The organism is Oleiphilus sp. HI0125 (assembly GCF_001635355.1).
In genome coordinates this window covers 1-510 of record NZ_LWGF01000437.1, presented here as the reverse complement: position 1 = coordinate 510, position 510 = coordinate 1, and the positions used below count along the sequence as shown (strand labels likewise).

Sequence of the window (510 nt, the reverse complement as noted above, 5' to 3'; positions counted from 1 at the left end):
CTCGCTAGAGGGCGGCCTCGCTATTCTTTATGGCAATATCGCTCTTGATGGGTGTGTTGTGAAGACGGCAGGCGTTGATGAGTCAATCCACGTATTCACGGGTAAAGCAAAGATCTTCGAAAGCCAAGACTCAGCAGTAAAAGGTATTTTGAACGATGAAGTAAGTGAAGGCGACGTTGTCGTTATTCGCTACGAAGGTCCGAAAGGCGGCCCAGGGATGCAAGAAATGCTTTACCCAACAAGTTACCTTAAATCGAAAGGCCTTGGTAAAGCATGTGCGCTATTAACCGACGGTCGATTCTCAGGCGGCACCTCTGGCCTATCTATCGGTCACTGCTCACCAGAAGCTGCAGCAGGTGGTGCTATAGGCCTGATTAAAGAGGGCGACATCATTGAAATCAACATTCCTGAACGTAGCATCAACGTGAAACTTAGCGATGCTGAGTTACAAGCTCGCCGCGATGCAATGGACGCAAAAGGAAAAGATGCGTGGAAGCCATTAGAAGATCG

1 protein-coding gene is annotated in these 510 nt (G+C 48.8%); it reads left to right on the top strand.

Annotated features, from left to right (window positions below):
- Positions 1 to 510 (top strand): dihydroxy-acid dehydratase (locus tag A3762_RS05890; protein ID WP_197469058.1); only part of this gene is annotated, 510 nt, incomplete at both ends.